We start from the raw sequence: 23,759 nt of genomic DNA on the forward strand, positions 1-23,759 counted from the left end.
CCGTTCCACGACCACTCACGCAAAGGACTCCCCATGGCGCATTCCCATGACAACCACGACACCCATGACACCCTCGATGTCTGGTCCGTCGAAGGCCGCTTCCAGCACCTGGTGTACAGCCCCAGGGGCGGCGTCGAAGGCGTGCTGATCGACACCGACGGCGTGCCCACGCAGTTCGTTTTCGAGCGCCACGACGAAGGCGCGGCGTCCGCCCTCGCGGGCCTGCAGGTCGGCCAGGCGCTGGTGATCGAGGGCACCGAGGAAGGCCCCTCCCCCAAGGGGAAGGCGGCGCACACGGTGTACCGCTTCGAGCGGCTGGCCTCGGTCGACGGCGAGCGCCGCGGCACGCGGGCGCCGGCGAACGCATCGACGGCACGGTGGTGCGCCTGAACTACGCACGCCACGGCGAGGCCAACGGCGTGGTGCTCGACACGGGCGACTTCGTCCACACCCGGCCCGACGGCTTCGAGCGGCTGGGCCTGAAGATCGGCGACGAAGTGCGTGCCGAGGGCCGCGCCCAGCCGCTGGCAACCGGCGAAGGCCGCGTGATCGAGGCCGTGCGGGTCAACGGCCGGCCGGTGCACGACGCCGAGCAAACCTGACGCAGGCGCTGCACTTGCGGTGCCGCAGAGGCTGCGCGGACAATCCGCGCCAGCCATGCACGCTCCCGATTTCTCCCTGCCGGCGCGCCACGAACTCGTGCTGCGCGACTACAGTGCCGCGCACGGCAGCCACGCGCACGACCACTTCCAGGTGCTGATCGGCCTGGAGGGCGTGCTCGAGATCGAGGTGGAAGGCCGTGGTGCCGGCATCGGCGCGGGCGAGGCGCAGGTGGTCGCGCCCGGCGACCGGCACGACTTCCAGGCGCGCGGGCGGCACAGCCGGTGCCTGGTGCTCGATACCACGCACGCCGCATGGGCGCGTTGCGCCGAGCGCGCGCCGGCCGAGGCGCCGCAGCTGCACACGCTGGCGCGCTACCTGGCGCAGTGCATCCAGCAGCCGCAGGCGTCCGCGCTCGCCCTGCTGCATGGCCCGGCGCTGCTGCTGGAAGCCTGGTGCCCCGCGCCGCCCACTGCCGATTCGCGCCGCCGGCGCATCGACTGGCCCGCGCTGGCCGACTGGGCGCGCGCCCGCTGGCACGAGCCGCTGAGCGTGGCCGACCTGGCCGAGGTGGCCTGCCTGAGCGCCAGCCAATTCGCGCAGCGCTGCCGCGACGAGCAGGGCATGGGCGCGATGCAGTGGCTGCGCGCGCTGCGGCTGGCGCATGCGCGCGAGCTGCGGCTGGGCGGCCTGAGCGTGGCGCAGACGGCGCGCCGCACGGGCTACCGGTCGCCTTCGGCGCTGACGGCGGCCCTGCGCCGCTGACTTCGGTATTTCTCCCTCCTCCGCTGGGGGAGGGCCGGGTGGGGGCACGACGGCCTCCGAAAATGCGCGGCGCCTGATCGAAGGCCCGCCCCCATCCCAACCTTTCCCCGGGAGGGGAAGGAGCAAGACCCAGGATCGTCGTTGCGCGACGACGCGCCGCCATTGCGCGACGACCGGATCGCGTAGCCTCGCCGCTCATGTCCTCGACCGTCTACGCCCTGCTCGCCATCGCGCTCTGGACCACGCTGGCCTCGCTCGGCACCGCCCTGTCGCACCTGCCGCCGTTCCTGCTCACGGGGCTGGCGCTGGTCATCGGCAGCGTGCCGAGCTGGCCGCTGGTGCTGCGCGACCGCCGCGCCTGGAAAGTGCCGCCGCGCACGCTGGCGCTGGGCATCTACGGCCTGTTCGGCTACCACTTCCTGCTGTTCATCGCGCTGCGCTACGCGCCGCCGGTCGAGGCCAACCTGGTCAACTACCTGTGGCCGCTGCTCATGGTGGTGCTGGCGCCGGTGCTGCTGCCGGGCGTGTCGCTGCGGCCGCTGCACATCGTGGCGGGGCTGCTGGGGTTCGCGGGCGCGGCGGCGGCGATCCTCGGTGCGAGCGGCGGCAGCACGCCGAGCGGGGCGCCGGCCGGCCACTGGGGCTTCCTGCCGGCCGCGGCCTCGGCCTTCGTCTGGGCCAGCTACTCGCTCGGAACCCAGCGCGTCGCGGCCTTCCCGACCTCGGCCATCGGCCTGTTCGGGCTGGTTTCGGGCCTGCTCTCGCTGGGCTGTCATGTGCTGCTCGAACCTTCGGTGGCGCTGTCGGGGCGCGACTGGCTGCTGCTGGTGCTGTGCGGCCTGGGCCCGCTGGGCGCGGCCTTCTATGTGTGGGACATGGCGCTCAAGCGCGGCGACGCGCGCCAGATCGGCATCCTGAGCTACATCACGCCACTGGGCTCGACGGCCTTGTTGCTGCTGGTCACAGGCCGCCCGCTGACCTGGACCATCGTGCTCGCGGCGTGGCTCATCATCTCCGCGGCGGTGATGGGTACCCGCGCGCGGGGAGACTGAATCAGGCTGTGTCCGACGGGTTACCCACCCTTTTTCTGGCTAGAGTGGAGGCCAAGGAAAAAAGGAGCCCATCCATGGAAAACAAGAACAAGAACGAGGATTTCGAAATCACCCCCAAGCTGGTGTTCGACCTGAACCTGGCGCTGTACCTGGACCTGGTGGCCGCGCTGGACAGCGCGGGCGCCATCACCTACCGCCAGATGGCGGCCCGGGTGCTGAACGTGAGCATGGACGCCCGCGCCGACGGCGAAGTGGGCCTGTCCACCGTGCTCGAAGGCGTCGCCAAGGGCTTTGCCGGCCAGAGCGACGGCATGTCGATCGAACTGCTGAAGGCCGCGCACAGCCTGCGCGACGACGAGGCGCTGGGCGACGTGCCGATGCGCCCCGCCATCGACTGATTCCCCCCAGGCTGGCACCGAAATCGCTAGGCCTTGGGCACAACAGCTCCAAGGTGACAACATGGCGAAGATCCCTCCCGGTGTCGGCCCGCGTTTCCCGCAGGTGGTGGTGCTGGTCGGCGCCACCGGCGACCTGGCCCGGCGCAAGCTGCTGCCGGGGCTGTTCCACCTGTGCAGCGCCGGCTTCATTCCGGGCTGCCGCATCATCGGCGTGTCGCTCGACGAACTCGATGTCGAGGGCTTCCGCGCCGCGGCCCGCTCGGCGCTCGACGAGTTCGGCAGCCGCAAGACCACCCCCGCCGCCTGGGAGGCCTTTGCCGCCACCCTCGACTACGTGCCGCTGTCGGCCGGTGCCGCCGCGTTGCGCGCCGCGGTCGACCGGGCCGAGGCCTCGCTGGGCACCGAGTGCCAGCGCCTGCACTACCTGAGCGTGCCGCCCAGCGCGGCGCTGACCGTGGTGCGCACGCTGGGCGAGGCCGGGCTGGTGGAGCGCTCGCGCATCGTCATGGAGAAGCCCTTCGGCACCGACCTGGCCAGCGCCGTCGCGCTCAACGGCAAGCTGCACGAGGTGTTCCAGGAAGAGCAGATCTTTCGCATCGACCACTTCCTGGGCAAGGAGCCGGCGCAGAACATCCTGGCCTTCCGCTTCGCCAACGGGCTGTTCGAGCCCATCTGGAACCGCAACTTCATCGACCACGTGCAGATCGACGTGCCCGAGACGCTGGGCCTGGGCAAGCGCGCCGGCTTCTACGAGCAGACCGGCGCCTACCGCGACATGGTGGTCACGCACCTGTTCCAGATCCTGGCGTTCATGGCCATGGAGCCGCCCACCGCGCTGGAGCCCGCGCCCATCAGCGAAGAGAAGAACAAGGTGTTTCGCAGCATGGAGCCGATCCAGCCCGGCGACGTGGTGCGCGGCCAGTACAGCGGCTACCGGGGCGAGGAAGGCGTCGACCCCGACTCCGACACCGAGACCTTCATTGCGCTGAAGTGCCACATCGACAACTGGCGCTGGGCCGGCGTGCCCTTCTACCTGCGCACCGGCAAGCGCATGGCCGAGGGCCAGCGCATCATTTCCATTGCCTTTCGCGAGCCGCCCAAGAGCATGTTTCCGCCCGGCTCGGGCGTGGGCGCGCAGGGGCCCGACCACCTGACCTTCGACCTGGCGGACGCGTCGAAGATGTCGCTGTCGTTCTACGGCAAGCGACCCGGCCCCGGCATGCGGCTGGACAAGCTGAGCCTGCAGTTCGCGATGCGCGACACCGGCATGGCCGGCGAGGTGCTGGAGGCCTACGAGCGGCTCATCCTGGACGCGATGCGCGGCGACCGCACGCTGTTCACCACGGCCGAAGGCATCGAGCGGCTGTGGGAGGTGTCGACCCAGCTGCTCGAGTCGCCGCCGCCGGTGCGGCTCTACGAGCAGGGCTCATGGGGACCGAAGCCGGTGCACCAGCTGATCGCGCCGCACGCGTGGCGGCTGCCGTTCGAGCGGGCGTGGCGCGATCCGAACAAGGTGGGGAGCTGACGCGGCGACGTTTCCGCCGCTAAGCCCTTAGCTCAGGCACAAGCCGGTGCAGCAAACTAAAAATAGAACAGTCTATTTGGCGTAGACGTATTTCTTTTCCTGGCCCCAACCTTCCGACGAAGTTTTCACGCCTTTGTGGTTGATGTCTGGAACAAACAAGAAAACAGCATAGCTGTCGAAGTGGCTACCTGGATAAGACTCCATGAAGTAGCCCGTAATTGTTCCCCCGAAATGGCTGGGGCCACGCTGCTTCTCGTGAATCCAGATGCTCTTCCCTATCAGTTGTTCCGCCGTCTCAACGGAAACGTGCCAGTGACCTGAGCGCCAAATACCAGCACCATGTTCTGATGACGGTCGAACAGTAGGACGGCCTTCTCTGTCGAGCATGTCGTAATCGATGACGCAGATTCCGACCAATTGACCGCTAGGAACTGCCACTCCTTGTGTGCGGTCGTCGGGTATCGGTTGCTGCATGCTCTTAGTTTTCGGCCACCTGCAGCACCAGCTTGCCGAAGTTCTCGCCCGCGAACAGCTTGTTGAGCGACTCGGGGAAGGTGTCCAGCCCCTTCACGATGTCTTCCTTGCTCTTCATGCGCCCGTCCTTCAGGTAGCCGGCCATCTCGGCGATGGCGATGGGATAGCGGTCGGCGTAGTCGAACACCACGATGCCTTCCATGCGCGCGCGATTCACCAGCAGGCTCAGGTAGTTGCGCGGGCCGGCCGCGGGCATGCTGTTGGCGTTGTTGTACTGGCTGATGGCGCCGCAGATGATGATGCGGGCCTTGCGCGCCAGCTTGGCCAGCACGTGGTCGAGGATCTCGCCGCCGACGTTGTCGAAGTACACGTCCACGCCCTTGGGGCAATGTTCCTTCAGGCCCGCGCGCACCGCGCCCTCGCCGGCCTTGTAGTCGATGCAGGCGTCGAAGCCCAGCTCTTTCACCACCCAGTCGCACTTGGCGGCGCCGCCGGCAATGCCGACCACGCGGCAGCCCTTGAGCTTGGCCAGCTGGCCCACGGTCTGGCCCACGGCACCGGCCGCGCCGGAGACCACCACGGTCTCGCCGGGCTGGGGCTGGCCCACGTCCATCAGGCCGAAGTAGCCGGTCATGCCCGGCATGCCCAGCACATTGAGCCACTGGCCGATGGTGCCGACGCTCAGGTCGACCTTCACGAGGCCGTTGCGCTTCAGGTCTTCCTGCGCGATCAGGATGTATTCCTGCACGCCCAGCGTGCCGTACACGGTGTCGCCGACGGCGAACTTGGGGTTCTTCGAGGCCACGACGCGGCCGATGCCGCCGGCGCGCATCACCTCGTCGATGGCCACGGGCGGGATGTAGCTCTTGGCGTCGTTGAGCCAGCCGCGCATGGCGGGGTCAAGGGACAGCGACAGCGTCTTGACCAGCACGCCGCCTTCGGCCGGCTCGCCGACGGGCTCGGTGGTGAATTTCCAGTTCTCGCGCGTGGCGGTGCCCTCGGGGCGCTTGGCGAGGCGGACCTGGTGGTTGGTGAGGGGGCTGCTCATGGTGTCTCCTTGACCTTGAATGACGGACGCTGGCACGGAGGCGCATCGTAGCCGTGGGGCCCGGCCCGGCCGGGTAGCGCAGGCGACAGCGACGGCGGGGCCCATGAGCTCGCGCCGCCCGGGCCAGCGCGCGCTCCCCGTGCTAGGTCAACCTGACGATGATCTGCAGCCCCGGCTGCGCGTTGCGCACCGTCAGTTCGCCGCCATGCGCCTCGGCGATCAGCCGGCACAGGTACATGCCCAGGCCGACGCCGCCGGTGGCGCGCGCGCGGGCGCCGTCGGTGCGGTAGAAGGGCTCGGTGAGCCGCTCGAGCTGTTCCTCGTCCACGCCGGGGCCGTGGTCGCGCACCTCGATCTCCACGCCCTGCTTCTTGCCGTCAAGCACCGCGCGCAGCGACACGCAGGGCGGACGCGGCGCGCCGGCGCTGTAGCGCAGCGCGTTGTCGAGCAGGTTGCGCACCAGCAGGCGGATGCGCATGCGGTCCACGCCGTGCGGCGGCAGGCCTTCGGCCAGGTCGAGGTGCACGTGCTGCGCGCCGGGCATCTCGGCCACGGTCTCGCGGACCAGCACCGCCAGGTCGACCGGCTCGCGCAGCAGCGCCACGTGCGGGCTGGCCAGGCGCTCGCTCTCCAGCAGGTCGCTGATGAGGTCGCGCATCTCGTTCAGGTCGCGCAGCAGCGCCTCGCGCTCGGCCTGGCCTTCGGGCGTGGCCGGCAGCAGCTCGGCATTGAGCCGCGCGCGCGTGAGGGGCGAGCGCAGTTCGTGGCTCAGCGCCAGCAGCAGGCCGCGCTTGGCGTCCAGCATGGCCTGGATGTCGTCGGCCATGGTGTTGATGCGCTGCGCGAGGTCGCCCAGGTCGTCGTTGCGGCGCACGGGAATGGGCTGCGTGAACTCGCCGCGGCCGAAGCGTTGCGCGCCTTCGCGGATGTCGATCAGCGGGCGCAGCAGGCGGCTCACGTAGGCATAGGCCAGCAGCACGCACGACAGCAGCAGGCCCAGCGTGGCCCAGCCGATGACGCGCGGCGCCAGCTCCCAGAGCTTGGGCGCCCAGCCGAAGATCACGCGATGCCCGTCGGCGGTGGGGCGAATGAACCACTTCTCGCCGCCGAACACGTCCTCGCGGTCGTGCATCCAGCCGCCGGGGCTGCTCGCGCCGCCGGGGTTGGAGTCCCAGTTGACGGTGGGGCCGACGATGCGGATGGTGATGGGCAGCCGGGCCACCAGCGCCTGCGCGCGTGTCACGTCGGGCGGGGTGCCGATCTCCGCGACCAGGCGGTCGGTGTAGTCGGTCAGCATGGGCTTGGCGGCTTCGGCCCAGCCGGTGGAGAACGACTTCTTCATGCCGCCCATGAACACCGCCGCCATCACCAGCGCGAGCATCACGAACATCAGCACCAGCCGCACGCGCAGCGAGCGGCGCCAGCGGCGCTTGCCCTGCACCTTCTCGTTCCAGCGCGCGTGCCACTGGGTGCGCCACTCTTCGCGCGACATGTCCTCATGGCACGCCATGCGGCGCCGCATCTCGCGCATGGCTGCGCGATGGTCCCTGCGGTTGACGCTCATGCCGCCTCGCTGCGTGCGACCGCCAGCGCATAGCCGGCGTTGCGCAGCGTCTTGATGCAGTCCAGCGGCTCCAGCTTCTTGCGCAGGCGGCTCACCACGATGTCGACCGCGCGCGTGTAGAGCTCGGCCTCGTGGCCGCGCAGGCGGTTCAGGATGTCGTCGCGGCTGAACACCTTGCCGGGCTCGCCCGCCAGCAGCGCCAGCAGTTCGAACTCGGTGCCGGTGAGCTCCACGCGCTCGCCGTGGCGCAGCACCTGGCGCCGGTCGAGGTCGATGGCCAGGCCGTCGAACACGCGCTGCTGGCTGCTGGCGGCCGGCGCCTGCGGCACGCTGCGCTGGCGCCGCAGGATGGTCTGCACGCGCGCCACCAGCTCGCGCGGCTCGAAGGGCTTGGGCACGTAGTCGTCGGCGCCGAGCTCCAGGCCGACCACGCGGTCCATCACCTCGCCGCGGGCGGTGAGCATCACGATGGGAATGTCGCTTTCCTTGCGGATCTCGCGGCACAGCGCGAAGCCGTCCATCTCGGGCAGCATCACGTCGAGGATCGCCGCGTCGTAGGTGCCCGCGCGCAGCTTGGCAAGGCCTTCGCTCGGGCGCACGGCGCTTTCGAGCGTGCAGCCGAAGCGTGCGAAGTAGGTGGTCAGCGGCGCGGCGAGGTGTTCGTCGTCGTCGATCAGCAGGATGCGCGGCATGGCGGGATTGTGCCTCCTGGCAAGGAAATGGCGGATGACTTCGCTGACCATCAGACCTGCCGGCATCGCACCGCCCAGGTCAGGCCCGTCACCAGGAGTGAGAGCAACAGCGCGTGATAGACCACGTCGGGCACGGTGCGCGGGCCGATGCCCGCGACGATGGTGCCCAACCCGACCAATGTGCCCAGCAGCGCGAAGCCCTGGCCGAAGATGGCGGCGCGGCGCGCGTCGCCGGGGCGCAGCCAGGTCTCGACCGTGGCGAGCACCAGCACGGTGGCAATCACCGATTCGGCCACGCGGGCGGGCGCATGCGCGTAGCCCGGCACGATGCGCCCGGCGTGCACCGCCGATGCCAGGCCGAGCGAGAGGGCTTCGGCGAGCATCCAGGCGCGTGCGATGCGCGCGATGCGTGCGTGGGGCAATCGGTTCACGCCGCTCACCATGGATCGGCCTTTCCGATGCGCCCGAGGTGCGTGAAGGCAAAGCCCGCGGCGTACTTCAGGCCGTAGCCCAGCGCGCGGTCCAGCCCGATGTGGACCAGCCAGATCAGGCTGCCGGCCACCGCCCACGGCATGGCGGCGAACACGCCCAGCGCCAGCAGCAGCGCGGGGCCCGCGTACGAGTGCGCCGCGTTGTAGAGCGCTGCGCCCACGCGCGGGCCCGCGAGGTAGCCCAGCAGCGAGAGGTCGGGCACCAGCAGCCAGAGCGCGAACGCGCCCCAGCCCGCGCCGAACTGCGCATAGGCAGCCAGCGCCACGGCGAACACCGCGGCGCCTTCGATGCGCAGCAGCGCGCGAACGCCGCCCACCGTGCCCGCGGTGCCCTGCTCGACAGCCTGCTCGCGAGACACCGTGGAAGCGGCTTCGCCGGGCCATTGCTGCTGCCCCCGCAGAGCGGGAAGGCGAAGCGACCCGAAGCGCGCGAAGCCCGGGGCTGGGCCGACGTCAGCCACGGTGGCTCCACCGGCGGCCGCCGCGCTCCATGAAGTCGCGCACCTTCTGCTGCTGAGCGGCGTTCAGGTTGTCGTAGAAGTCGGCGGCGGCGGCAATGATCTCGGGGCTGCCGTTGCGCACGGCGGTGGTCTTCTCGTCGACCAGGCGCGTGGCGCCGGCCTGGTCGAGCTTGTTGCCCGCGAACAGCGCCTTGAACTGCGAGCGCGGGTCGCCCGAGCCGCCCGCGCCGCGCATGGCTTCGCGCTGCGCCTGCAGCTTCTCGGCGAGCACGGTGAGCTTCTGTTTCTGATTGGCGTCGAGCTCGAGCTTGCTGCCCACGCGCTCGACCATCTTCGCGCGGAAGTCCGCGCTGTCGCCGCTCCAGCCGTGGCGTTGGCCGGCACAGCCGGCGATGCTGCCGGCCACCATGGCGGCGCCCGCGAAACCGAAGAGAGTGCGTTTGATCCAGTGCTTCATTTCAAGTCCTTGGTTGTCTTGTGAGGAGGAAGCTCGATGGTGCGATGCGCACCGGGCCAGGTCCTCTCGCCGGGGTATCGGCGTGTTTCGCTTTATTGCGACGGGGGTGGCAACAGCCCGAAGGGCGGTTGAAGGGCGGTTGAAGGGCTGCTTACAGCCGGCTGCTCTTGGCGTTGATGGCCGCGGCGCGCGCGTCGACGGGGTTCTGCAGGGTCGAGATGACCTTGCTGTTCACGCGCGAGCCAGAAGACACGTTCTGGTCGGGCGCGGCCGCGGTGCGCATGGCCTCGGCGACGACGCGGTCGCGCTCCATCGACACGGCCATGGTCTCGGCGCCGCGCGAGCCGCGCACCACGTTCTGGTTGGGTGCCGAGGCGGTGCGCATGGCTTCGGCGTTGACGTCGGCGCGGCTCTTGGCCGACACCGCGGGCTGCACGCCCTCGTAGCTTTCGGCCTTGGCGCCGGCGGCGGCGAGCATGGCGAACGAGCTGATCGCGATGATCTGGGAGAACGAGACGGAGGTGGAGACGAACTTCATGATGCAGGCCTTTCTTTCAGGGTTGGAAGAGAAGGCCTGATCGTGCTTGCGCGCGCTGCGCAAGTCCTTTCGCCACGGTTGCGGCGTGTATCGTTATATTTCGGCGCGCCCCCAGGCTGCGCGCACTTCGTGTCGCTCCTCCCCCTGCCGGGGGCAACACCGGAGGCCCGGCAAAGCCGGTTCCTCGGTGTTTCGCGAATGAATCAGCCCGCCATGGTGGCGGCGGGGTCGTCCGATTCGAGCACGCTCTTGGCCCACGCCTCGAGCTTGCCGGTGTCCGCGCGCAGCACCTCCTGCTTGACCGCGAGGATGCGCGAAGGGTGCATCGAGAAGCTGCGCAGTCCCAGGCCCAGCAGCAGGCGCGTGAAGGCCACGTCGCCGGCCATTTCGCCGCACACCGACACACCCTTGCCCTGGCGCCGGCACTCGGTGATGGTGTCGGCCACCAGGCGCAGCACCGCGGGGTGCGCGGGGTCGTACAGGTGCGCCACCGATTCGTCGGCCCGGTCGATGGCCAGCGTGTACTGGATCAGGTCGTTGGTGCCGATCGACAGGAAGTCGAAGTGCTTCAGGAAGATGCGCAGCGTGAGCGCGGCGGCCGGAATCTCGATCATGGCGCCGAGCTTCACCTGGCCGTGCACCACGCCGCGGTTGTCGAGCTCGGTGCGCGCGAAGTCGATCAGCGACAGCGTCTGGCGGATCTCGCTGGCGTGCGCGAGCATGGGAATCAGCAGGTGGATCTCGCCGTGCGCCGCGGCGCGAAGAATGGCGCGCAGCTGCGTGAGGAACATGGCCGGGTCGGCCAGGCTCCAGCGGATGGCGCGCAGGCCGAGCGCGGGGTTCAGGTGCTCCTGCTTGTTGGCCGACTTGCTGTCCAGCGGCTTGTCGGCGCCCACGTCGATGGTGCGGATCGTCACCGGCATGCCCTGCATGCCCTCGACCGCGCGCTTGTAGGCCTGGTATTGCTCTTCCTCGTCAGGCAGCCGGGTCTGGCGCGTGGACGACTCGCGGCCCATGAAGAGGAACTCGCTGCGGAACAGGCCCACGCCCACGGCGCCGGCCTTGACCGCGCCCGCGGTGTCTTCCGGCATCTCGATGTTGGCGAGCAGCTCGACGCGCTGGCCGTCGAGCGTGACGGCCGGCTTGTGGCGCAGCCGCGCGAGCCGGCCGCGCTCGAGGTCGCCCTGGCGCTGCTTGAAGCCGTATTCGGCCAGGATGATCGGCGACGGGTCGACGATCACCACGCCGGCGTCGCCGTCGATGATGACCCAGTCGTCCTGGCGCACCAGCTGGCTCGCGGTGCGCGCGCCGACCACGGCCGGGATGTCCATGCTGCGCGCCACGATGGCGGTGTGCGAGGTGCGCCCGCCCACGTCGGTCACGAAGCCGGCGAACACGCTCTTCTTGAACTGCAGCATGTCGGCCGGCGACAGGTCGTGCGCAATGAGCACCAGCGGCACGTCGATGCCGTCGCCCGCGGTGGGGTCGTCGTTGTCGGAGTCGTCGTCCGCGGCGGCGGCGCGCTTGCGCCGCGGCGGGCTCGGCGCGAGCACGGCGGCCGTGCCCTTCATGCGGTGCAGCAGGCGCTCGACCACCTGCTCGAGGTCGGCCTTGCGCTCGCGCAGGTAGGCGTCTTCCATCTCGTCGAACTGGCGCGCGATGATCTCGAGCTGCGTGGTCAGCGCCCATTCGGCGTTGTAGAGCCGCTCGCTGATCCAGTGCTTCACGCCGCCGCTCAGGGCTTCGTCCTGCAGCAGCATCTGGTGCACCTCGAGCAGCGCGGCGAGTTCGTGCGGCGCGTCGTTGGGGCCCATCTGCGCGACGTTGGCCTGCAGCTTGACGAGCTCTTCGGCCACCGCGTTGCGCGCGGTGCGCACGCGGTCGATCTCGGTCTCGATCTCTTCGGGCTTGATGAAGTAGTGGGCCACGTCGATGCGGCTGGACACCACCAGCACCGCGCGCCCGATGGCAATGCCACGGGCAACGGGAAGGCCGTGGACTGCGAAGGTCATGACCTAGCTTGCGAGATGCCGTCGAAGCGGCTTTGCCGGGCGCCCGGCATCGTCCCCTGCGAGGGGGCCGGCGGTTACACGAAGTGAGGAAGCCTGGGGGTGGGCCATTTCATTCGCCTTCGCCGAACTTGTCGTCCATCAGGTGGACGATGGCGTTCATGGCTTCTTCCTCCTGCGGGCCGTTGGTCTCGAGCTCGACGGTGGAGCCGAGGCCGGCGGCCAGCATCATCACGCCCATGATGCTCTTGGCATTGATGCGGCGGTCGCCGCGCGACAGCCACACCTCGCAGGGAAAGCTGCCTGCGAGCTTGGTGAGCTTGGCCGATGCGCGTGCGTGCAGGCCCAGCTTATTGCTGATGGTCACGGATTTCTTGATCACTGTGCTTTCTTTTCGCCTGGTTCTGGGGAGCCGCGACCGCCACCTGCATGACACCCGCGGTGCCGCCCGCGAGGGCGCGCTGCACCAGTGTCTCCAGCGGTTCGTGCCGGTAGGTCACCGCGCGCAACAGCATCGGGAGGTTGACCCCCGCCACCAGCCGCGAACGCACGCCGTCCACCAGCTTCTGCGCCACGTTGCAGGGCGTGGCGCCGAACACGTCGGCCAGCACCAGCACCTGCGAACGGGGCGCGCGCAACTGCTGCTCGAGCGTGATGCGCGCGGCAGCCAGCGTTTCTTCGGGCGACACGTTGGGTAGCACGTCGAGCGCGACGATGGCCTGCTCGCTGTCGGGAAACACATGCAGCGCGCACTGCCGCAGCGCGTGCGCGAACGGTGAGTGGGCGATGATGAGGATGCTGTTCATGCGAAGCGGAGGACGACGCGTCGATTATGCGGGGGCGTCCAGGGTAAGTAGATATGTGACACAACGCCCGAGCGGCGAAAAAGGGACAGTCCGGCACGAAATGACGCTGCCTGGACCGGCCCGAAGGCAGCCATCGGAACCATGGCGGGGATTGGCATTGCTGTGGAGCCTGCGCGCTCATGGAAGGCGCAGGCCTTCGAAGAAGGTCTTGGGCGCATCGGGCGACGAAGGCTTGCCGAGCACGGTCGCCTGGTAGAGCGCGACGCTGCCGTCCTTTTGCGACTGGGCGAACCACAGGATCTGCAGGGGCGCCGCGCCCTGCGCCGCATCGAGCCGCAGCGGGGGCGGCGTGGCGGTCGCGCGCTGGAGTTCTGCTGGCGCTTCGGTCACTGCCGCCGCGCCGAGTTGCGCCCGCGTGGCGGCGCGCCACGCATGGAGCCAGGCCTGGGCCTGTTCCGGGCCGTTGGCGGAGGCATGCGCGATGGCGAAGGTGGCGCCGCCGGCCTCGCAGCCCGTCATGTCGACCTGCACCGACTCGGCGCCCAGCGGCAGGGCCCGGTTGGCGCGGTCGGCCTTGCACGGCAGCAGCGCGACCAGGCCCGATTCGGCAATCGGCACTTCGCGCCAGTTGAAGGTGGGGCTGCAGGCGGCGAGCAGGACGGCTGCGGCCAGCGCGAGCCAGGGACGGGGGGCGGGGGACGGCATGGGGGAGCGATTATCGGCCGTGCCGTATGTGCCGTGCCGTGCCGCGCGACGGGGCGGCCGGACCAGTCGAGGCGTCGCCAGCACGATCCGGCGTGCGGAACTAAAATCGCGCCGCCCTCCTCATCCCTGGTGCCATGAAGAAATACATCGCCGCTGCCTCCGTCGTCCTTGCGCTGGCCGTTGGCGCGGGCGTGTACTTCAACTCCGGCGCCACCGCCGCGCCGGCCTCGACCTTCGTGCTGCTCGACGGCACGCAAAAGAGCACCGCCGACCTGAAGGGCAAGGTCACCCTGGTCAACTTCTGGGCCACGAGCTGCGTGACCTGCGTGGGCGAGATGCCCAAGGTCATCGCCACCTACGACAAGTACAAGGCCCAGGGCTACGACACGCTGGCCGTGGCCATGAGCTACGACCCGCCGAGCTACGTCGTCAACTTCGCCGAAACGCGCAAGCTGCCGTTCAAGGTGGCGATCGACAACACCGGCAGCGTGGCGCAGGCCTGGGGCGACGTGAAGCTCACGCCGACCACCTACCTGGTGAACAAGCGCGGCGAGATCGTGAAGCGCTATGTGGGCGAGCCCGATTTCGCCGAGCTGCACAAGCTGATCGAGAAGCTGCTGGCCGAGGCCTGAGTTTTCGCGGCCCCGTGCTTCCCCCTGCTTCCCCGCAAAAGGCGCTCCGAAAGGGCGCCTTTTGTTTTGGAGCTTGCCGCTCCGAGGCCGCCGAGCAGGCCTAAAGGACGGCTTTCGAGCGGCCAATAGCAACAACCCGAAGCAGATGGGCGGCCGGATTTTGCTAATCTGCGCCTTCCGCAGCATTGCGCCACCGCGCGCTTTCCTCGATGACCGACTCCTTCGCGGCCGCAGTTTCCGGCCCGCTCTCCGGCACTGGCGTGGCCTGCCGGGCTTCTTGCGTGCGCGCATGAGCTTCTCCGTATCACGCCCCCTGCCGCTCTCAGCCATGCCGGCCGTCGTGCTGGTCATGCCCGAAGAAGCGCACGAGATCGACGCCACGCGCGCGATCTTCCGCGACTACGCCGCCTCGCTGGGCATCGACCTGGACTTCCAGGATTTCGACGGCGAGCTGGCCTCCCTGCCCGGCGACTACGCCGAACCGCGCGGCACGCTGCTGCTGGCGTTGGTCGATCCCGCGAACGTGAAGGAAGAAGCCGGCCGGCAGGCGCCGATGCTGAAGCGCGCCGACGGCACGCTGGTGCACGTGGCGGGCTGCTGTGCGCTGCGTCCGCTGGACAACGCGGACTACGCCAATGCCGCGGAAATGAAGCGCCTGTACGTGCGCCCCGGCTTCCGCGGGCTGGGCCTGGGCCGGCAGCTGGCCGAGGCCATCCTCGATGCCGCACGCGGCGCGGGCTACGGCTGCGTGCTGCTGGACACCCTCGACGACATGGAGTCGGCGCGGGCCCTCTACGAAGACCTGGGCTTCGAAGAGGTGCCGCCCTACTATCACAACCCCGTTGCCGGGGCCCATTACCTGAAGGCGGATCTCTACTAGGAGACTCAGCCGCGGGCTTGCGCCAGCAGCGTGTCGGCGTCGCTGACTTCGAACTTGCCCGGTGCCTCGACGTTCAGCGTCGCGACCTTGCCGTCCTTCACGAGCATCGAGTAGCGGTTGCTGCGCAGGCCCATGCCGCGGCCGTTCAGGTCGAGCGTGAGGCCCGTGGCCTTGGCGAAGTCGGCGCTGCCGTCGGCCAGCATGCGCACCTTGGCGCCGGTCTTCTGGTCGCGCGCCCAGGCGCCCATCACGAAGGCGTCGTTCACGCTCACGCACCAGATCTCGTCCACGCCGGCGGCCTTGAAGTCGTCGAAGTGCTGCACGTAGCCGGGCACATGCTTGGCCGAGCAGGTGGGCGTGAAGGCGCCGGGCAGTGCGAACAGCGCGATGGTCTTGCCGGCCGAGGCCTTGGCCACGTCCACGGCGTTCGGGCCGATGCTGCAGCCTTCGCCCTCGACTTCGGAATACTCCTGCAGGGTGGCCGAGGGAAGGGTGTCGCCGACTTTGATCATGTAGATGCTCCAGAAAAAGAAAAACGGCCCACATTGTGGGCCGTTTTCGAGTGGGCTGTCGGGAGCCGGGAGATCTGGACGCTTAGACCAGAACTGCCTTCTCGACCAGACGGGTCACGACCCAGTTCTTGGTCTTCGAGATCGGACGGCTTTCCGTGATCTCGATGGTGTCGCCCAGCTTGTACTCGCCCTTTTCGTCATGGGCGTGGTACTTGCTCGTCTTGGCCACGATCTTGCCGTAGAGCTCGTGCTTCACACGGCGCTCGACCAGCACGGTCACGGTCTTGGCACGCTTGTCGCTGACCACCTTGCCGATCAAGGTGCGCTTGAGGGATTTTTTAGGTTCCGTCATGTTCACTCCTTACTTGGCGGCGGGGGTTTCTTGCTGCTTCTGAGCAAGAATGGTCTTGGCGCGAGCGATGTCGCGACGCGTCACGCGCAGCGTCGAGGTGTTCGACAGCTGTTGCGTGGCCTTCTGCATGCGCAGACCGAAGTGGGCCTTCTGCAGGTCCTTGATTTCGGTTTCGAGGCCAGCGACATCCTTCGTGCGAAGGGTTGCGGCCTTGGTCACCTTGGCCGGAGCCGCGGTTTCTTTTTTCTTACGGGTTGCCATCAGTGTTCTCCTCTCAGGCGCCGAGCTGGCGAGCGACGAACGTCGTGCGCAGCGGAAGCTTGGCGGCGGCCAGGCGGAACGCTTCGCGAGCGAGTTCTTCGGGCACGCCGACGATCTCGAACACGATCTTGCCGGGCTGGATTTCAGCGACGTAGTACTCGGGGTTGCCCTTACCGTTACCCATCCGCACTTCAGCGGGCTTGGTAGAGATTGGCTTGTCCGGGAACACGCGGATCCAGATACGGCCACCGCGCTTCACGTGACGCGAAATCGCGCGACGAGCGGCTTCGATCTGGCGTGCCGTGAGGCGGCCGCGATCGGTGCATTTGAGACCGAAATCACCGAACGCAACCGAGTTACCCGTGGTTGCGACGCCGGTGTTGCGGCCCTTTTGTTCCTTGCGGAACTTTCTGCGTGCAGGTTGCAGCATGTTTTGTTACTCCGTGAGGGCCCCAGGCGCTTTCGCGCCCGGGAGCGACCGATTACTCGGTCTTGGCACCGTCCGCTGCTGCAGCGGGCGCGGCTTTGCGGACGCGCTTAACGGCGGGTTTCGAGTCTGCACCGGCACCGCCGGTTGCTTCTGCGGGCTTGTCGCTGCCATCGGCGGGAGCGGTGTTGCCACCGATCGGGCCACGGCCGCCGGCACGGGGGCCGGGACCACGACGGTCGCCACCCGGACGGTCGCCAGGGCGACCATCACGGCGGGGACCACGCGGACGACGTTCTTCTTCAGGACGCGGCGTTTCGACGGCCGGCAGGTCGTTACGACCCAGCGTGTCGCCCTTGTAGACCCAGACCTTGACGCCGATGACGCCGTACGTGGTCTTGGCTTCCGAGGTGCCGTAGTCGATGTCGGCGCGCAGGGTGTGAAGCGGCACGCGGCCTTCGCGGTACCACTCGGTACGCGCGATTTCGATGCCGTTCAGGCGGCCAGCCGACATGATCTTGATGCCCAGGGCACCCAGACGCATGGCGTTTTGCATGGCGCGCTTCATGGCGCGGCGGAACATGATCCGCTTTTCGAGCTGCTGCGTGATGCTGTCGGCGATCAGCTGCGCATCGATTTCGGGCTTGCGCACTTCTTCGATGTTGACCGCAACCGGCACGCCGAGCTGCTTGCCCAGTTCGCGCTTGAGGTTCTCGATGTCTTCGCCCTTCTTGCCGATCACGACGCCCGGACGTGCCGAGTAGATCGTGATGCGTGCGTTCTTGGCGGGACGTTCGATCATGACGCGCGAGACCGAAGCGTTCTTCAGCTTCTTCTTCAGGTATTCGCGAACCTTGATGTCTTCGGCCAGCATGCCCGCGAAATCGCGGTCGCTTGCGTACCAGCGGCTGGACCAGTTACGGGTAACCGCAAGGCGGAACCCGGTTGGGTGGATTTTCTGTCCCATATTTCTTCCAGGCCTTCTTAGTTGCCGACCGTCACGTACACATGGCACGTGGGCTTGCTGATGCGATTGCCGCGACCCTTGGCCCGAGCGGTGAAACGCTTGAGCGTTGCACCTTGCTCGACGTAGATGGTCTTGACCTTCAGCTCGTCGATGTCGGCACCGTCGTTGTGCTCGGCGTTGGCAATAGCCGACTCCAGCACCTTCTTGATGATCACAGCGGCCTTTTTCTGCGTGAACTGCAGAACGTTGAGCGCTTGATCGACCTTCTTGCCGCGGATCAGGTCCGCGACCAGACGGCCCTTGTCGACCGACAGGCGGACACCGCGGAGGACTGCACGTGTTTCAGACATGGTCGTTCCTTACTTCTTCTGGACTTTTTTGTCCGCGGGGTGCCCCTTGAACGTGCGCGTGAGCGCAAATTCGCCGAGCTTGTGGCCGACCATCTGGTCGGTGATGTACACGGGCACGTGTTGCTTGCCGTTGTGCACAGCGATGGTCAGACCGATGAATTCGGGCAGAACCATCGAGCGGCGCGACCAGGTCTTGATCGGCTTCTTGTCCTTGGTCGTCACGGCCTTGTCGGCCTTGGCCACGAGGTGGTGGTCGACGAAAGGACCCTTTTTGAGAGAGCGAGTCATTGGCTATCCCTTACTTCTTGCGACGCGACACGATGAAGACCTGCGTGCGCTTGTTGTTACGGGTGCGATAGCCCTTGGTCAGATTGCCCCATGGGTCGACAGGATGGCGGCCTTCGCCAGTCTTGCCTTCGCCGCCACCGTGCGGGTGGTCGACCGGGTTCATCACGACGCCGCGCACGGTCGGGCGAATGCCCTTCCAGCGCTTGGCGCCTGCCTTGCCGAGTTGGCGCAGGCTGTGCTCTTCGTTGGCCACTTCGCCGATGGTTGCACGGCATTCGATGTGGATGCGACGCACCTCACCCGAACGCATGCGGACCTGGGCGTAGACGCCTTCGCGAGCCAGCAGCGTGGCCGACGTGCCGGCCGAACGCGCGATCTGCGCGCCCTTGCCGGGTTGCAGTTCGATGCAGTGGATCGTCGAGCCGACCGGAATGTTGCGGATCGGCAGGGTGTTGCCGGCGCGGATCGGGGCTTCGGCGCCCGACATCAGCGTTGCACCGGCTTCAAGACCGCGCGGGGCGATGATGTAGCGGCGCTCGCCGTCGGCGTAGCAGACCAGAGCGATGTGGGCGGTGCGGTTCGGGTCGTACTCGATGCGTTCGACCTTGGCCGGGATGCCGTCCTTGTTGCGCACGAAGTCGACAACGCGGTAGTGGTGCTTGGAACCACCGCCACGGTGACGGATCGTGATGTGACCGTTGTTGTTACGGCCAGCCTTCTGGAACTGGGGTTCCAGCAGGGCTGCGTGAGGAGCACCCTTGTACAGGTGGTCACGCGAAATCTTCACCGCGCCGCGTTGGCCCGGCGAAGTGGGTTTCATCTTGATGACGGCCATGATTAAGCGCCTTCCCCGACGAGGTTGAGCTCTTGACCGGCCTTCAGCGTCACATAGGCCTTGCGAACGTTGTCGCGGCGGCCGATGGACTTGCCAAAGCGCTTGGTCTTGCCCTTGGTGTTGAGCACCGACACGCCCTGGACTTCGACCTTGAACATCAGTTCAACAGCGGCCTTGATCTCGGGCTTGGTGGCGTCTTGCAGCACCTTGAAAGTGACAGCGTTCGACTTTTCGCCGACCATCGTGGCCTTTTCGGACACGATCGGGGCGACCAGCACCGCCATCAGGCGGCCTTCTTCGAACGTACGTTCAGCGGCGGTAGGGTTCACGCGGCTCATGCGAACATCTCCTTGAGCTTGTCGACGGCACCCTTGGTGACCAGCACCTTCTTGTAGTGAACCAGCGACACCGGATCGGCGTAACGGGGTTCGACCACGAGGATGTTGACCAGATTGCGCGAGGCAAGGTACAGGTTTTCGTCGACTTCTTCGGCGATCACGAGCACGGACTCGAGATTCATCGCCTTGAAACGGGCTGCCAGCGGCTTCGTCTTGGGCGAATCCACGGTCAGCGAATCGACCACGGCCAGACGGCCTTCGCGAGCGAGCTGCGAGAAGATGGCGGCCATGCCGGCGCGGTACATCTTCTTGTTGATCTTCTGCGAGAAGTTTTCGTCAGGCATGTTCGGGAAAATCCGGCCACCCCCGCGCCACAGCGGCGAGGACGTCATACCGGCACGGGCGCGGCCCGTTCCCTTTTGCTTGAAAGGCTTCTTGGTCGAGTGCTTGACCTGCTCGCGGTCCTTCTGGGCGCGCGTGCCTTGGCGGGCATTGGCCTGGAATGCAACGACGATCTGGTGAACCAGGTCTTCGTTGTAGTCACGGCCGAACACGGTCTCGGGGGCGTCGTACTTCGACGCGGCCTGGCCTTGTTCGTTCAGGAGTTCGAGTTCCATTACTTCGCTCCTTCAGCCGCTTGCGGCTTGGCCTTGATGGCGGGACGCACGGTGACGAAGCCACCCTTCGAACCCGGAATCGCGCCCTTGATGAGCAGCAGTTGGCGCGCTTCGTCGATGCGGAACACGTCGAGGTTTTGCGTCGTGCGCGTGACGTCGCCGAGGTGGCCCGTCATGCGCTTGCCGGGGAACACGCGACCGGGGTCTTGTGCCATACCGATCGAGCCGGGAACGTTGTGCGAACGGCTGTTACCGTGCGACGCGCGTTGCGAGCTCATGTTGTGACGCTTGATCGTGCCAGCGAAGCCCTTGCCGATGGAAGTGCCTTGCACGTCCACCTTCTGGCCCACGGAGAAAACGCTGCCGGCCGTGATCACGCCGCCAGCCTTGTGCTGACCTGCGGTATCTGCGGTGACGCGGAATTCCTGGATGATTTCGCCTGCTTCGACACCCGCCTTGGCGAGGTGTCCGGCTTGGGGCTTGGTCACGCGCGATGCTTTGCGCGAACCGAACGTCACCTGCAGGGCGACGTAGCCATCGGTCTCTTGGGACTTGATCTGGGTCACACGGTTGTTGGACACATCCACCACCGTGACAGGAACTGCGTCCCCGTCATCGGTGAAGAGACGCATCATCCCCACCTTGCGGCCCAGCAACCCGAGGGAGTTGCTCAGACTCATATGTTTTCTCCAAAAATGGAAATCCTCTTCCGCCACTGCCACTTCAATTGGCAACAGCGTTTGCCAGATTTCTCCGGCTACGGAAGAAGGTTGATAAATCTCTGCCCACACAACACCCTTGCGGACGCAACAAGGGCAGAGCCAGCGATTATAGCCCGCGGTGCGGGCGCATTGCAAGTGCGGTTGTGGCGCCCGTTTCCGGGCGTTATTTCGGCTCTTTCGGCTCTTTCGGCTCTTTCGGCTCTTTCGGCTCTTTCGACTCTTTCGACTCTTTCGACTCTTTCGACTCTTTCGACTCTTTGAGCTCTCTGGGCTCCTTCGCGGGCGAAGAAATGATCTTTTCACCCTCGGAGGACGACTTCACCTCGCCCGCGCCCTTCATGCTCGGCGCGGTCGACCCGGTCTGCACCGGGATCGCGACGATGCTCATGGCGCCGTTCTGCGTGACGAAGACGTTCAGGTAGGCCAGGCCTTCCCGGTCGCTGGTCACCGTTGCGGTCATGCTCGTGCGCTGGCCTGCGGGCAGCGCCAGGGTGCCGGCGGTCGCCAGGGTCAGGCCGGCGTCGGTGCTCAGGCGCACGGTGGCGCCGGCCGGATCGGTGACGCCGTCGAATTGCAGGGTGATCGAGACCGGGCGTCCGATCTGCGCCACACCCGCCACGCTGAACTGGATGGTGACGCCGGAATCATTGGGCTTGCGCGCGGCGACCGTCAGGGGTGCCGCGTGCGAAGGCGCCGCATGTTTGCCGGCGCGAGGGGCGGGAACCCCGTCCGCAAAGGCGGGCGATGCCGCGAGCATCAGCCAGGCCGCGGCGGCAATCGCCGAACTGGAGCTGGAGCGCAGTTTCATGGCGGTCTCCCTACTGCTGTTGGATCGCAACGCCGAAACAGGTGTTGGCGGAGGAATTGTTGAGGTCGTTGATCACCAGGACGTGCTCACCGGCGGCCAGGTTGACCGAGCCGGTGTTGCTGCTCAAGAGCCCGCCACGGTAGATCGAGAAGCTGGGACTGGCGCCCGCGGGCGTGGAAATCGCGAACTGGTGGGGGCGGTTGGCCAGCGCCGTGAACCGCAGGTACGCAAAGCTGCCGAGTTTGTTGCCGTCGCGCGCCGGATCGGCCGCGTTCGTCACGCAGGCCTGGGTGACGGCACCGTTGGTCGAGGCCGTCTTGTACATCGGCAGCGCGGCCGCCACGCCCCCGTCGTTCGTTTCCTGCTGGCCGTAGGCATCGTTGTTGGCTGCGTTGATGACCTGCCCGGCCAGCAGTGTGGCCAGCGCCGAGGCACTGCCCGGCGCCACCACATTGAATGCCGCCGTGAACGGGTGGATCGACGTGACCGGCGCACCGCCGATGAACAGGGAGCTCGTCATGGCGTCGTGGATCGGCTTGAACCCGACCTGCTGGTTCAGGTTCCAGAAGACCGACTGGATCGAGGTTTCACGGAACCAGCCCGGATTGGACGCCGGGCCTTTCGACAGGTCGAGATTGCTGCCCTGCGACTGGCCGGGGCCGCCCGAGTCGACATAGTTGCCGCGCCCCAGCGCGATGCCGGACCAGGCGTTGCCCCAGCCTTCGGAGAAGGCCAGCCGGCGGTCGACGCGTTCGCCCGTGGTGTGCGCCCCGCCGGTGGAGTCGTCCCGGCTGAAGGAGGCCTGGTAGTAGTGGCCCCACTCGTGGGCGATCACGGGCGCGTCAAATTCGTCGGTGTCCACGTTCTCCTTGCCGAGCACGTAGATCTCGGCACCGGAGGTCCGGTCGATGAAGAAGGTGGTGCCGATCTGTCCCAGCGCCACGCTGCCGCCGGCGTTCGTGTTGTTCACGCTCCAGAACACCTTCAGCGACGGAAATGCAGTCGCCGGCGCCACGGACAGGACTTTCTGCATCGCGGTGTAGACCGTGTCCATCACGGCGAACGGGCCGGACACGCGCTCGCCGGTGTAGCTCGACCCGCCCCAGCCGCTGCCGGCGCGCACGTCGCGCGTGAGGGCCGCGGTTCCGGTCGAGAACGCCGACGACTGCATGGAATAGATGGCGCTGGAGCGTGTGTTGTCGCGCACCGTGACATCCCAGGTCGCGCCCGGTCCGGGACGGGTCAGCTGCGCGCGCACGCGAACGACGACGGTCGTGCCGCTGGGCACGCTCACGGCATAACCGCCGCTGTCGTCCGTCGAGGTTGCAACCAGCTGGTTGCCGCTGGCATCGAGCACTTCGACGTAGGCGCCGCGTACCGGCTTGACCGAGGTGTCGGCATACACGAGTGCGCCGCTGACATTGGGCACCGACTCGTAGGTGGCCGTGCCGCTCAAGGTGACGGGGGCCGCCGAGGGAATGGGCAACGGCAACAAGGGGATACCGCCGCCGCCCCCGCCTCCACCGCCGCCGCCGCAAGCGGCCAGCAAAGCCGCCGCCGCGATACACGCCACAAGTCCCGCCGCAAAAGAGAACTTCTGTCTCATAGCTTGTGCTGCCCTCGTTTCAGTCCCGGCCAATGCCGTGAAGAAGACCGGTGCGCGAGGATGCCACAGCTGCAAGCCAAAAATCACAAAGCCCGCCTGCATTTCTGCAGGCGGGCTTCGTTAATAAATCCGACGCGAGGTCGAATGAATTACTGCAGCTTGATCTCGACGTCCACGCCAGCCGGCAGGTCGAGCTTCATCAGCGCGTCCACGGTCTTGTCGGTCGGGTCGACGATGTCCATCAGGCGCTGGTGCGTGCGGATTTCCAGCTGGTCGCGCGACGTCTTGTTGACGTGCGGCGAACGCAGGATGTCGAAACGCTTCATGCGGGTCGGCAGGGGCACGGGGCCCTTGACGATCGCGCCGGTGCGCTTCGCGGTGTCCACGATTTCAGCGGCCGATTGGTCGATCAGCTTGTAGTCGAATGCCTTCAGGCGGATGCGGATTTTTTGCTTGGTTGCCATGGTGATTCCTTTGCGTCCGGCTTAGATGTCGAGGATCTTGGCCACGACGCCCGAACCCACGGTGCGGCCGCCTTCACGGATGGCGAAGCGCAGGCCTTCTTCCATCGCGATCGGG

Annotated in this window: 34 protein-coding genes and 1 pseudogene; 8 read left to right on the plus strand and 27 right to left on the minus strand. The window is 67.3% G+C overall.

Annotated features, from left to right (window positions below; all coding sequences use genetic code 11):
• The first annotated feature begins 33 nt into the window (after positions 1-33).
• From BM004_RS42120 to zwf, 6 genes are all read left to right on the plus strand, one after another.
• A complete protein-coding gene (locus BM004_RS42120; RefSeq protein ID WP_256220105.1) occupies positions 34-390 on the plus strand; it encodes a hypothetical protein in 357 nt (118 codons plus the stop codon).
• The gene (locus BM004_RS42125; protein WP_256220106.1) at positions 381-602 is read left to right on the plus strand and encodes a hypothetical protein; all 222 of its coding nucleotides are present in this window, start codon (positions 381-383) and stop codon (positions 600-602) included. Before BM004_RS42120 ends, BM004_RS42125 begins: the two co-directional genes overlap by 10 nt.
• Positions 603-657: 55 nt before the next feature.
• Complete coding sequence (locus tag BM004_RS29815) at positions 658-1,365, plus strand: AraC family transcriptional regulator (protein ID WP_093218826.1); 708 nt, start codon at positions 658-660, stop codon at positions 1,363-1,365.
• 197 nt (positions 1,366-1,562) lie between these two features.
• Positions 1,563-2,417 carry a DMT family transporter gene (locus BM004_RS29820; protein ID WP_093218828.1) on the plus strand — a complete coding sequence of 285 codons (855 nt, stop codon included), beginning with the start codon at positions 1,563-1,565 and terminating at the stop codon, positions 2,415-2,417.
• A 74-nt stretch (positions 2,418-2,491) separates the two neighbouring features.
• Positions 2,492-2,815, plus strand: coding sequence for a hypothetical protein (locus BM004_RS29825; protein ID WP_093136344.1), 324 nt, complete (start codon positions 2,492-2,494; stop codon positions 2,813-2,815).
• A 61-nt stretch (positions 2,816-2,876) separates the two neighbouring features.
• Positions 2,877-4,340, plus strand: a complete 1,464-nt coding sequence (zwf, locus tag BM004_RS29830; protein ID WP_093218829.1) for a glucose-6-phosphate dehydrogenase — start codon at positions 2,877-2,879, stop codon at positions 4,338-4,340.
• A 72-nt stretch (positions 4,341-4,412) separates the two neighbouring features.
• On the opposite strand, the gene BM004_RS40900 is transcribed toward zwf, so the two are convergent.
• From BM004_RS40900 to BM004_RS29885, 12 genes are all read right to left on the minus strand, one after another.
• Positions 4,413-4,814, minus strand: coding sequence for a hypothetical protein (locus BM004_RS40900; RefSeq protein ID WP_143072555.1), 402 nt, complete (start codon positions 4,812-4,814; stop codon positions 4,413-4,415).
• Between the two features lie 4 nt (positions 4,815-4,818).
• Positions 4,819-5,862, minus strand: coding sequence for an NADP-dependent oxidoreductase (locus BM004_RS29835; RefSeq protein WP_093218831.1), 1,044 nt, complete (start codon positions 5,860-5,862; stop codon positions 4,819-4,821).
• A gap of 142 nt (positions 5,863-6,004) precedes the next feature.
• Positions 6,005-7,393 (minus strand): HAMP domain-containing sensor histidine kinase, encoded by a 1,389-nt coding sequence (locus tag BM004_RS29840; protein WP_371271032.1) that lies wholly within the window; start codon positions 7,391-7,393, stop codon positions 6,005-6,007.
• Between the two features lie 29 nt (positions 7,394-7,422).
• A complete protein-coding gene (locus BM004_RS29845) occupies positions 7,423-8,118 on the minus strand; it encodes a response regulator transcription factor (protein ID WP_177206639.1) in 696 nt (231 codons plus the stop codon).
• Between the two features lie 50 nt (positions 8,119-8,168).
• The gene (locus BM004_RS29850; protein WP_256220107.1) at positions 8,169-8,549 is read right to left on the minus strand and encodes a hypothetical protein; all 381 of its coding nucleotides are present in this window, start codon (positions 8,547-8,549) and stop codon (positions 8,169-8,171) included.
• A 5-nt stretch (positions 8,550-8,554) separates the two neighbouring features.
• Entirely contained in the window at positions 8,555-9,070 is a 516-nt protein-coding gene (locus tag BM004_RS29855) for a DUF4260 domain-containing protein (protein ID WP_093218832.1), read from the minus strand.
• On the minus strand, positions 9,063-9,527 hold the full coding sequence (locus BM004_RS29860) for a Spy/CpxP family protein refolding chaperone (RefSeq protein WP_093136330.1): 465 nt from the start codon (positions 9,525-9,527) through the stop codon (positions 9,063-9,065). The genes BM004_RS29855 and BM004_RS29860 overlap by 8 nt, the downstream gene beginning before the upstream one ends.
• 151 nt (positions 9,528-9,678) lie before the next feature.
• Positions 9,679-10,065: a DUF4148 domain-containing protein gene (locus tag BM004_RS29865; protein ID WP_093136354.1), complete on the minus strand. Its 387-nt coding sequence runs from the start codon at positions 10,063-10,065 to the stop codon at positions 9,679-9,681.
• Between the two features lie 203 nt (positions 10,066-10,268).
• Positions 10,269-12,077 carry a phosphoenolpyruvate--protein phosphotransferase gene (gene ptsP, locus BM004_RS29870; RefSeq protein ID WP_093136328.1) on the minus strand — a complete coding sequence of 603 codons (1,809 nt, stop codon included), beginning with the start codon at positions 12,075-12,077 and terminating at the stop codon, positions 10,269-10,271.
• Between the two features lie 109 nt (positions 12,078-12,186).
• Entirely contained in the window at positions 12,187-12,456 is a 270-nt protein-coding gene (locus BM004_RS29875) for an HPr family phosphocarrier protein (RefSeq protein ID WP_081266134.1), read from the minus strand.
• Positions 12,425-12,880, minus strand: a complete 456-nt coding sequence (locus BM004_RS29880; RefSeq protein ID WP_093136325.1) for a PTS sugar transporter subunit IIA — start codon at positions 12,878-12,880, stop codon at positions 12,425-12,427. The genes BM004_RS29875 and BM004_RS29880 overlap by 32 nt, the downstream gene beginning before the upstream one ends.
• A 177-nt stretch (positions 12,881-13,057) precedes the next feature.
• Positions 13,058-13,585: a hypothetical protein gene (locus BM004_RS29885; protein ID WP_093218833.1), complete on the minus strand. Its 528-nt coding sequence runs from the start codon at positions 13,583-13,585 to the stop codon at positions 13,058-13,060.
• A gap of 134 nt (positions 13,586-13,719) precedes the next feature.
• Between BM004_RS29885 and BM004_RS29890 the strand changes: the two genes are divergently transcribed.
• Positions 13,720-14,217 carry a TlpA disulfide reductase family protein gene (locus BM004_RS29890; protein WP_093136320.1) on the plus strand — a complete coding sequence of 166 codons (498 nt, stop codon included), beginning with the start codon at positions 13,720-13,722 and terminating at the stop codon, positions 14,215-14,217.
• Between the two features lie 289 nt (positions 14,218-14,506).
• On the plus strand, positions 14,507-15,097 hold the full coding sequence (locus BM004_RS29895) for a GNAT family N-acetyltransferase (protein WP_093136317.1): 591 nt from the start codon (positions 14,507-14,509) through the stop codon (positions 15,095-15,097).
• A 5-nt stretch (positions 15,098-15,102) separates the two neighbouring features.
• On the opposite strand, the gene BM004_RS29900 is transcribed toward BM004_RS29895, so the two are convergent.
• The 15 genes and pseudogenes from BM004_RS29900 to BM004_RS29970 all read right to left on the minus strand — a co-directional run.
• The gene (locus tag BM004_RS29900; RefSeq protein WP_093136314.1) at positions 15,103-15,609 is read right to left on the minus strand and encodes a peroxiredoxin; all 507 of its coding nucleotides are present in this window, start codon (positions 15,607-15,609) and stop codon (positions 15,103-15,105) included.
• Positions 15,610-15,691: 82 nt separating this feature from the next.
• The gene (rpsQ, locus tag BM004_RS29905; RefSeq protein WP_007838145.1) at positions 15,692-15,961 is read right to left on the minus strand and encodes a 30S ribosomal protein S17; all 270 of its coding nucleotides are present in this window, start codon (positions 15,959-15,961) and stop codon (positions 15,692-15,694) included.
• A gap of 9 nt (positions 15,962-15,970) precedes the next feature.
• Positions 15,971-16,180, minus strand: coding sequence for a 50S ribosomal protein L29 (gene rpmC / locus BM004_RS29910; protein ID WP_093136311.1), 210 nt, complete (start codon positions 16,178-16,180; stop codon positions 15,971-15,973).
• Between the two features lie 55 nt (positions 16,181-16,235).
• Positions 16,236-16,652 carry a 50S ribosomal protein L16 gene (gene rplP / locus BM004_RS29915; RefSeq protein ID WP_093136308.1) on the minus strand — a complete coding sequence of 139 codons (417 nt, stop codon included), beginning with the start codon at positions 16,650-16,652 and terminating at the stop codon, positions 16,236-16,238.
• A gap of 52 nt (positions 16,653-16,704) precedes the next feature.
• The gene (rpsC, locus tag BM004_RS29920; RefSeq protein WP_081266126.1) at positions 16,705-17,616 is read right to left on the minus strand and encodes a 30S ribosomal protein S3; all 912 of its coding nucleotides are present in this window, start codon (positions 17,614-17,616) and stop codon (positions 16,705-16,707) included.
• Between the two features lie 17 nt (positions 17,617-17,633).
• Entirely contained in the window at positions 17,634-17,966 is a 333-nt protein-coding gene (gene rplV / locus BM004_RS29925) for a 50S ribosomal protein L22 (RefSeq protein WP_007838134.1), read from the minus strand.
• Positions 17,967-17,975: 9 nt separating this feature from the next.
• Positions 17,976-18,254 (minus strand): 30S ribosomal protein S19, encoded by a 279-nt coding sequence (gene rpsS, locus BM004_RS29930; RefSeq protein WP_007838132.1) that lies wholly within the window; start codon positions 18,252-18,254, stop codon positions 17,976-17,978.
• Positions 18,255-18,264: 10 nt separating this feature from the next.
• Positions 18,265-19,089 carry a 50S ribosomal protein L2 gene (gene rplB, locus BM004_RS29935; protein ID WP_093136306.1) on the minus strand — a complete coding sequence of 275 codons (825 nt, stop codon included), beginning with the start codon at positions 19,087-19,089 and terminating at the stop codon, positions 18,265-18,267.
• Positions 19,090-19,091: 2 nt separating this feature from the next.
• On the minus strand, positions 19,092-19,427 hold the full coding sequence (rplW, locus tag BM004_RS29940; protein WP_093057773.1) for a 50S ribosomal protein L23: 336 nt from the start codon (positions 19,425-19,427) through the stop codon (positions 19,092-19,094).
• The gene (gene rplD / locus BM004_RS29945; protein ID WP_093218836.1) at positions 19,424-20,044 is read right to left on the minus strand and encodes a 50S ribosomal protein L4; all 621 of its coding nucleotides are present in this window, start codon (positions 20,042-20,044) and stop codon (positions 19,424-19,426) included. Before rplD ends, rplW begins: the two co-directional genes overlap by 4 nt.
• On the minus strand, positions 20,044-20,724 hold the full coding sequence (rplC, locus tag BM004_RS29950) for a 50S ribosomal protein L3 (protein WP_093136301.1): 681 nt from the start codon (positions 20,722-20,724) through the stop codon (positions 20,044-20,046). Before rplC ends, rplD begins: the two co-directional genes overlap by 1 nt.
• Before the next feature lie 205 nt (positions 20,725-20,929).
• Entirely contained in the window at positions 20,930-21,574 is a 645-nt protein-coding gene (locus tag BM004_RS29955) for a hypothetical protein (RefSeq protein ID WP_256220109.1), read from the minus strand.
• A gap of 10 nt (positions 21,575-21,584) precedes the next feature.
• The gene (locus tag BM004_RS29960; RefSeq protein WP_256220110.1) at positions 21,585-23,069 is read right to left on the minus strand and encodes a hypothetical protein; all 1,485 of its coding nucleotides are present in this window, start codon (positions 23,067-23,069) and stop codon (positions 21,585-21,587) included.
• 260 nt (positions 23,070-23,329) lie between these two features.
• Positions 23,330-23,644 (minus strand): 30S ribosomal protein S10, encoded by a 315-nt coding sequence (gene rpsJ / locus BM004_RS29965; protein WP_007838118.1) that lies wholly within the window; start codon positions 23,642-23,644, stop codon positions 23,330-23,332.
• A gap of 21 nt (positions 23,645-23,665) precedes the next feature.
• Positions 23,666-23,759 (minus strand): annotated as a pseudogene (locus tag BM004_RS29970) (elongation factor Tu); the annotation flags it as partial.

This window comes from Variovorax sp. OK212, from assembly GCF_900112425.1.
In the GTDB taxonomy this organism is placed as follows: domain Bacteria; phylum Pseudomonadota; class Gammaproteobacteria; order Burkholderiales; family Burkholderiaceae_C; genus Variovorax.

What these genes read in the sequence shown, in the direction of transcription:
- BM004_RS42120 (WP_256220105.1), top strand. Translation starts at nt 34, where the DNA reads ATGGCGCATTCCCATGACAACCACGACACCCATGACACCCTCGATGTC.
- BM004_RS29815 (WP_093218826.1), top strand. Translation starts at nt 658, where the DNA reads ATGCACGCTCCCGATTTCTCCCTGCCGGCGCGCCACGAACTCGTGCTG.
- BM004_RS29820 (WP_093218828.1), top strand. Translation starts at nt 1,563, where the DNA reads ATGTCCTCGACCGTCTACGCCCTGCTCGCCATCGCGCTCTGGACCACG.
- BM004_RS29825 (WP_093136344.1), top strand. Translation starts at nt 2,492, where the DNA reads ATGGAAAACAAGAACAAGAACGAGGATTTCGAAATCACCCCCAAGCTG.
- zwf (WP_093218829.1), top strand. Translation starts at nt 2,877, where the DNA reads ATGGCGAAGATCCCTCCCGGTGTCGGCCCGCGTTTCCCGCAGGTGGTG.
- BM004_RS40900 (WP_143072555.1), bottom strand. Translation starts at nt 4,814, where the DNA reads ATGCAGCAACCGATACCCGACGACCGCACACAAGGAGTGGCAGTTCCT.
- BM004_RS29835 (WP_093218831.1), bottom strand. Translation starts at nt 5,862, where the DNA reads ATGAGCAGCCCCCTCACCAACCACCAGGTCCGCCTCGCCAAGCGCCCC.
- BM004_RS29840 (WP_371271032.1), bottom strand. Translation starts at nt 7,393, where the DNA reads ATGCGCGAGATGCGGCGCCGCATGGCGTGCCATGAGGACATGTCGCGC.
- BM004_RS29845 (WP_177206639.1), bottom strand. Translation starts at nt 8,118, where the DNA reads ATGCCGCGCATCCTGCTGATCGACGACGACGAACACCTCGCCGCGCCG.
- BM004_RS29860 (WP_093136330.1), bottom strand. Translation starts at nt 9,527, where the DNA reads ATGAAGCACTGGATCAAACGCACTCTCTTCGGTTTCGCGGGCGCCGCC.
- BM004_RS29865 (WP_093136354.1), bottom strand. Translation starts at nt 10,065, where the DNA reads ATGAAGTTCGTCTCCACCTCCGTCTCGTTCTCCCAGATCATCGCGATC.
- ptsP (WP_093136328.1), bottom strand. Translation starts at nt 12,077, where the DNA reads ATGACCTTCGCAGTCCACGGCCTTCCCGTTGCCCGTGGCATTGCCATC.
- BM004_RS29880 (WP_093136325.1), bottom strand. Translation starts at nt 12,880, where the DNA reads ATGAACAGCATCCTCATCATCGCCCACTCACCGTTCGCGCACGCGCTG.
- BM004_RS29885 (WP_093218833.1), bottom strand. Translation starts at nt 13,585, where the DNA reads ATGCCGTCCCCCGCCCCCCGTCCCTGGCTCGCGCTGGCCGCAGCCGTC.
- BM004_RS29890 (WP_093136320.1), top strand. Translation starts at nt 13,720, where the DNA reads ATGAAGAAATACATCGCCGCTGCCTCCGTCGTCCTTGCGCTGGCCGTT.
- BM004_RS29895 (WP_093136317.1), top strand. Translation starts at nt 14,507, where the DNA reads ATGAGCTTCTCCGTATCACGCCCCCTGCCGCTCTCAGCCATGCCGGCC.
- BM004_RS29900 (WP_093136314.1), bottom strand. Translation starts at nt 15,609, where the DNA reads ATGATCAAAGTCGGCGACACCCTTCCCTCGGCCACCCTGCAGGAGTAT.
- rpsQ (WP_007838145.1), bottom strand. Translation starts at nt 15,961, where the DNA reads ATGACGGAACCTAAAAAATCCCTCAAGCGCACCTTGATCGGCAAGGTG.
- rplP (WP_093136308.1), bottom strand. Translation starts at nt 16,652, where the DNA reads ATGCTGCAACCTGCACGCAGAAAGTTCCGCAAGGAACAAAAGGGCCGC.
- rpsC (WP_081266126.1), bottom strand. Translation starts at nt 17,616, where the DNA reads ATGGGACAGAAAATCCACCCAACCGGGTTCCGCCTTGCGGTTACCCGT.
- rplV (WP_007838134.1), bottom strand. Translation starts at nt 17,966, where the DNA reads ATGTCTGAAACACGTGCAGTCCTCCGCGGTGTCCGCCTGTCGGTCGAC.
- rpsS (WP_007838132.1), bottom strand. Translation starts at nt 18,254, where the DNA reads ATGACTCGCTCTCTCAAAAAGGGTCCTTTCGTCGACCACCACCTCGTG.
- rplB (WP_093136306.1), bottom strand. Translation starts at nt 19,089, where the DNA reads ATGGCCGTCATCAAGATGAAACCCACTTCGCCGGGCCAACGCGGCGCG.
- rplW (WP_093057773.1), bottom strand. Translation starts at nt 19,427, where the DNA reads ATGAGCCGCGTGAACCCTACCGCCGCTGAACGTACGTTCGAAGAAGGC.
- rplD (WP_093218836.1), bottom strand. Translation starts at nt 20,044, where the DNA reads ATGGAACTCGAACTCCTGAACGAACAAGGCCAGGCCGCGTCGAAGTAC.
- rplC (WP_093136301.1), bottom strand. Translation starts at nt 20,724, where the DNA reads ATGAGTCTGAGCAACTCCCTCGGGTTGCTGGGCCGCAAGGTGGGGATG.
- BM004_RS29955 (WP_256220109.1), bottom strand. Translation starts at nt 21,574, where the DNA reads ATGAAACTGCGCTCCAGCTCCAGTTCGGCGATTGCCGCCGCGGCCTGG.
- rpsJ (WP_007838118.1), bottom strand. Translation starts at nt 23,644, where the DNA reads ATGGCAACCAAGCAAAAAATCCGCATCCGCCTGAAGGCATTCGACTAC.